Below are 5,885 nucleotides of genomic sequence, written 5' to 3' on the forward strand. Positions count from 1 at the left end.
GGTGCAGGGGGCGGGGACCAGCGTGGTGACCCTGGTCGGGTCGCTCGATGATCTCAACGGCCTGCTGGCAGGCAACCTGCACTACGAGCCAGCCAAGGACTTCTGGGGCCAGGACAACCTGAGCATCACCACCTCGGATCAGGGCAATACTGGCGCCGGTGGCGTCCTGACCGACAGCGCCCAGATTGCCATCCAGGTGACGGCCGAGCCGGACGATCCCCAACTGGGGGTCGGCACCCACGATATCCTTGCGCTGCAAGGGGCCTGGGTGCCGCTCAACCTCAGCGCCAGCGTGGTCAATCCTGCACCGGGCGAGCTGTCTGTGCGGATCCAGAACCTCGGCAGCGCCCAGGTGGTGGACGAACACGGCCAGAGCGTCGGCCACGCGGATGGCAACGACTGGTTGCTGCCGATGGACCAGTCCGTGCCCATCTACCTCAAGGATCTGCCGGCGGGGGATCATGCCCTCACCCTGAGTGCCGAATCCAGCCTGGGTAGCGGCACCCTGAGCTCGGCCACGGAGACCATCACCATCCACAGCCAGAGCGGCCACGATCTGCTGGGCTCGGATCAGGGGGACTGGCTGTTCGGCTCCTCCGGTAATGATCGCCTCCTGGGCGGCATGGGGGATGATGTGCTGCGGGGCGGTCAGGGCAACGACATCCTGACCGGTGGCGCCGGCAGCGATCTCTTCGTGTGGGGCAGTGGTGACGAGGGGACGACGGCCTCTCCGGCGATAGACACCATCACCGACTTCCGTCCCCAGGAGGGGGACAGGATCGATCTGGCGGACCTGCTCAAGGGGGTGACCGACAACAGCGTGGATGGCCTGCTGGGTCATCTCCAGGCATCGGTGACCAGCACCGGCAACGGCTTGAGTGACGTGAGCCTGTCGGTCTCCCCGGCGGGGGATGGCAATGTCACCCAGCAGATCACCCTGAAGGACGTGGATCTGAGTGGCTGGAACCTGAGCGGCTCCTCCTCTCACGACATCCTGCAATCCATGCTGGATCAGCACAGCCTGATCATCCAGCACCCCTGATGGGGTGAGAAGATGCAAAGAGCCGGCGAATGCCGGCTCTTTTTTTGGCTGAATATGCTGGCTTGATATTTCCTGGTGGTGGTAATGGGAGATGGATTTTAACGGGGTGGGTGTTGTTGCTGCTTTTCACTGTGTGGGTGGTTCAAACAACCAAAAGGTTCGCCGCCCGGGCCTCCCATCGGGCTGCCCGGGCGGCGTCAGGGCCTTGCCGCGCCGATCCCGGTCAATACCGACCAGAGGGGGCGCTGACATTGACCGGGGCGTGTCTCTTCCAAGCCGGTGCCCGTGATGATGGGCGGACCGGGGAGATGGCGGTCAGGCCAGCGCCCGTGCCAGCAGGTGCACCGGGTGTTCGCAGCGAAACGCCGTGCTCATCTCGATCTGCCACTTGCAGGTTTCGCAGTCGGTGATGACCAGATCGGGCTTGAGCCGGTTTATCTGATCGAACAGCCCCTGACCGATGGCCTGGCTGGTGTCGTAGTTCTCCGACTTGAAACCGTAGGTGCCGGCGATGCCGCAGCACTGGGAGTCCAGCACCGTTACCTTGACGCCGGGGATGGCCCGCAGCAGTTCGAGGGTATAGATGACCCCCCCCATCTTCTCCAGGTGACAGGGGGTGTGGTAGGCGATGTGCAGATTGAGGGGCTTCATGGCCGGTTTGTTGCCCCGATCGAACTCGTTCCACAGGAAGCGGGTCACCAGGGAGATGCGATCCCGCACCTTGTGGTTGTCCTGCTCCAGCAGGTGGGGATATTCGTCCCGCAGGGTGAAGCCGCAGGTGGAGGAGGTGGCCAAGAGCGGCATCTCGTTGCCGAGCAGGGTGTTCTCCAGCTGCTGGATGTTGAAGGCCGCCTGCTGCTTGGCCTTGTCCATGAAGCCGTTGGCAATCAGCGGCACGCCGCAGCACTTCTCCCGCGCAAGCAACTGGACGCCGATGTTCATGGCGTTGAGCACCTGCACCAGCTCCTTGCCGAGCTGAGGGTGGTTGTAGTTCACATAACAGCCGTGGAAGTAGGCGATCTGGCGCGCAAAGCGGGCCTGAGTCGCTTTCTGCTTCTTGTACCAGCCGCGGAAGGTGCCTTGTGAATATTTGGGCAAGTCCCGGTGGGAGGAGACCCCCAGCGCTTTGTCCAGCACCTGTTTCATCGGCTTGAGGCCGGTGGTGAAGTTGACCACCGGGGCCATCAGGGTGGACATGCTGCCCATCAGATCCGTGTGGGAGAGCACGAACTCGCGGATCCCCGGTTTGAAGCCGCTGTACTGGTGCTTGGCCTTGGCGATGATGTCGCCGATGCGCACCCCGCTCGGGCAGGCCACTTCGCAGCGCTTGCAGTTGGTGCAGTATTTGAGGGCGCTGTCAAAGAGCTCCGGGCTCTTGATGCGCAGCCGCTCCCCATCCGGGCCCGCCTGCTTGGGGCCGGGGTAGGCCGGGTTGGCCTTGGCCACCGGGCAGTAGGCGGTACAGACGGTGCATTTGATGCACTGATCGAAAGTCTGGTTGGCATGATCCAGTAGCATGTCAGTTCTCCTCCCGTTGGGTGTGAAGGCACGGGATATGGGACAAAATCATCATTGGGCTGAACCCAAAATGTGACCGGCAGCCTGCCAGCCGGTGGCAACCGCGGCACCTGAGCCTGAGCCCTCCTTGGATTGGGCATCGTAGTGGGCCAGCACGCCGTGTCGTTTGAGTGGGAATATGTGATTCATCTCAGCCCTCCGCCAGAATATGGCCAGCGGCTTGCCAGCCGGTGGCAACGGCCACGCCGGAGCCGGAACCTTCTTTAATGGGGTCATAGTGCGCCAGCACGCTGCCGGCGCCGTAAAGGTTGGTGAGGGGCCTGCCGCCGCGCAGCACCCGCAGCCGCTCGTCGGTCTTGACCCCGAAGCCCATGAAGGGGTGGTGGTCGAACAGGCGGCGGCCGGCCCAGGCGTCGCGCTCGGCAAGGCTCAGTACGTCGGCATCGAAGATGGGTTCACGAATGCCCCCGAGGCGCGACTCCAGCCCGCGGCTGAAGAAGCTGCCGGAGGCGAGCACGAAGTGGTCCGCCTCGAACAGCTGATCCTCCCCGTGCTGGCTGTGCACCCCGATCACCTTGTCGCCGTCATAGCGAGCGCCCAGCACCCGCTCGCTGGTGAGGAAGGTGCCGCCAAGGGCCATGAAGCGGCGCTTGAGGGCCTCCTGCATCCGCATGCCGATGAGGGACGGCGGCATGGTGGCCACCTCCTTGATGGTGCAGCCGGTGCGCCGTTCCAGCTCGTTCAGACGCGGGCCGACCAGCCCCAGCGACAGGCAGGCGGGCAGCACGATATGGCGACAGCCGGGCACGCCGCATCCCTGCACCATGCGGCTGATCTCGCGGGCCAGATCCGCCAGCAGGTCCTGCTGGCCAGGCCCCTGCTTGTCGAACAGGCGGGCGATGTCGGCGGAGCGAAACTCGTGGGGATTGCGGCTGAACTGGGCGAGCTGGGGCAGGCGAATTTCCCCGGTCAGGATGCGGCTGTGGGCAAAGCGGGCGTGGGTCGCGAGATTCGCCGCCGCGAGCGCCGGGTGAAAATCGCGAAACCCTTCCAGGGTGGCGAGCAGGATGGCGTCGGGAGCGGGGGCATCAGTCGCGCAGGCACAAGTGTCGGGGGAGAGCCAGGTGGATTTCAGGGTGCCGATGGGGGTCAGGCGATGGTGGTTGTGCTCCTGGCGCATCAGGGGCAGCCCCTCTTCTGCGCAGTGGCGTTGCAGGTCGGCCAGACTCCCCTCGATATTCTGCATCCCCACCTTGCTGTAAGGGTGATCCGGATGGGCCGCCATGAAGGCGGGCAGGGCGGCGCGGGGATCCCCCTCGCTCTCCAGCAGATCCACCGAGCCGGAGGAGAAGTGCAGGGCGCTTTGGCCGGAAGCCATCAGCAGGGTCTTCTGGCCGGCCTCGGCCAGACGCAGGGCCGCCGAGAGGCCCGCCATGCCGCCGCCGATCACGATGCTGTCAAATTTCATGGCTGCGCTCCTTGGTGGAATTTGCGGTGCTGGCATCGAGCGGGAAGGGGGGCTCGCTCACCAGGTGGGGGGCCGTCCACTCGCCAAGGCCGAACAGTCCCTCGTAGATCCAGTAGGTAAATTCCGCTTCCCGCAGGGCATCGCCCCACAGCACGGGGCGGGTACCCTTGTAGCGCTCCTCCAGGAACTGGCGCAGCATGACGCAGGCCTGACGACCGTCCGCCTTGCCGTACTCTTGCATCAGGCCGGCGGCGCGGTAGGCGCACAGCTCCCCCTGACAGGGGCCCATGCCGAGGCGGGTGCGGCGGCGCAAGTCCACCAGGTTGTCCACGTCGAGCTCCCGCAGGGCGTATTCAATCTCGCCCGCGGTCACCATCTCGCACTCGCAGATGAGGGCGTTGGCCTTGGGGTTGTCGCGGAAAAAGGCGATGACCCGCTCGCCGTGGCGGTACTGGGCCGAGCCTTCGGCGGGTACCGAGAGGCCGGGGGCGGAGACCTTCTCCGGATCCCGCGAGCCGGGCAGGCTCAGCTCGGCGGTGCGACAGGGCTTGCTGTTGCCAAGCTTTTTGGCCAGCAGATCGGTGGCCCATTCGGCCATCAGCCGGTAGGTCATCAGCTTGCCGCCGGTGATGGTGTTGAACCCCTGGAGGCCGTCACGATCGCTGTGATCCAGCAGCACGATGCCGCGGCTGATGTTGCGGCCCGACTCGTCGCCATCCACCGCCACCAGCGGGCGAACGCCAGCGTAGGCCCGCAGCAATCGGGTGCGGGCCATGATGGGGGCCAGTTTTATCCCCTCGCGCAGCAGCACCTCCACCTCTTCGGGCTCGACGGTGAGCTGGTCAATCTTGTGGTAATCGATGCGACTCGACGTGGTGCCGATGAGGGAGATGGTATCGCCTGGCACCAGAATGTCCGCGTCCGCCGGTTTGCGGCAGCGGTTGAGCACCAGCTGGTTGAGGCGGTAATCCATGATGAGCAATGAGCCCTTGGCCGGGAACATGCGGATGCTGAGGTCGGCATACTCGCAGATCTGCTGGCCCCAGATGCCGGCGGCGTTGATCACCTCCTGGCACTCCACCTCGAACGCTTCGCCGGTGCGGGTGTTGATCGCCTTGACCCCGTGCACTCTGTCTTGGGAGCGGAGCAGCCCCAACACCTTGCTGTGGGTGAAGATGCGGGCGCCGTGTTCTTTCGCGTCCAGCACGTTGGCAGCGGCCAGGCGGAACGGATCGACCGTGCCGTCCGGCACCTGGATGGCGCCGATCAGCGCCGGGTTGACGTTGGGTTCGAGGCGCAGCGCATCGGCGGGATCCAGCTGGCGGGCGTCGATGCCGGCTAGGGCGCAGGCGTCCATGAAGGTATTTTGAAAATGGATGTCATCTTCCGGCAGGGTAATGAAGAGGCCGCCGGTGTCCTCGACGCAGTGGCTGGCGATCCGCTTGAGGATGCGGTTCTCCTGAATGCACTCGCGGGCGGACTCCTGATCCGTCACCGCGTAGCGGGCGCCGGAGTGGAGCAGGCCGTGGTTGCGGCCCGTGGTGCCGGCGGCGATGTCGTCCCGCTCAAGCAGGATGCAGTCGATGCCGCGCAGTGCGCAATCGCGCATGATGCCGGCGCCGGTGGCGCCCCCCCCTATGATGACGACTTGTGTGGTGATTCTTTTCATTCGTGCCCGTCTCATCTCTTCCAGATGGTGCCAGTGTGGCGCCTTCACGACGTAAAATGTTTGATATGGGCCAAATTAATGTTCGTAAACGCTCATTGAGTGTGAAGGGATGAGCGAAATGTGATGAACCTCACGTCACCGTCGGGGCGGGGCAGGGGGAAGCATGGCGGGGAAAAGAAGGCCAGCCC

5 protein-coding genes are annotated in these 5,885 nt (G+C 64.7%); 1 reads left to right on the forward strand and 4 read right to left on the reverse strand.

Annotation, left to right across the window (positions count from 1 at the left end):
- Positions 1 to 1,042, forward strand: a 1,042-nt coding sequence (locus BN1120_RS16465) for a type I secretion C-terminal target domain-containing protein (protein WP_042017055.1), incomplete at its 5' end; no start/stop codon positions are given.
- A gap of 315 nt (positions 1,043 to 1,357) precedes the next feature.
- On the opposite strand, the gene glpC is transcribed toward BN1120_RS16465, so the two are convergent.
- From glpC to glpA, 4 genes are read right to left on the reverse strand one after another with little or no spacing between them, the layout of a single operon-like run.
- Entirely contained in the window at positions 1,358 to 2,560 is a 1,203-nt protein-coding gene (gene glpC, locus BN1120_RS16470; RefSeq protein ID WP_042017056.1) for an anaerobic glycerol-3-phosphate dehydrogenase subunit GlpC, read from the reverse strand.
- A gap of 51 nt (positions 2,561 to 2,611) precedes the next feature.
- Positions 2,612 to 2,749: a hypothetical protein gene (locus tag BN1120_RS21395; protein WP_154676068.1), complete on the reverse strand. Its 138-nt coding sequence runs from the start codon at positions 2,747 to 2,749 to the stop codon at positions 2,612 to 2,614.
- Position 2,750: 1 nt separating this feature from the next.
- Complete coding sequence (gene glpB, locus BN1120_RS16475) at positions 2,751 to 4,028, reverse strand: glycerol-3-phosphate dehydrogenase subunit GlpB (protein ID WP_042017058.1); 1,278 nt, start codon at positions 4,026 to 4,028, stop codon at positions 2,751 to 2,753.
- Positions 4,018 to 5,697 carry an anaerobic glycerol-3-phosphate dehydrogenase subunit A gene (gene glpA / locus BN1120_RS16480; protein ID WP_042017060.1) on the reverse strand — a complete coding sequence of 560 codons (1,680 nt, stop codon included), beginning with the start codon at positions 5,695 to 5,697 and terminating at the stop codon, positions 4,018 to 4,020. Before glpA ends, glpB begins: the two co-directional genes overlap by 11 nt.
- Positions 5,698 to 5,885 lie beyond the last annotated feature (188 nt).

The organism is Aeromonas caviae (assembly GCF_000819785.1).
Lineage (GTDB): Bacteria > Pseudomonadota > Gammaproteobacteria > Enterobacterales > Aeromonadaceae > Aeromonas > Aeromonas caviae.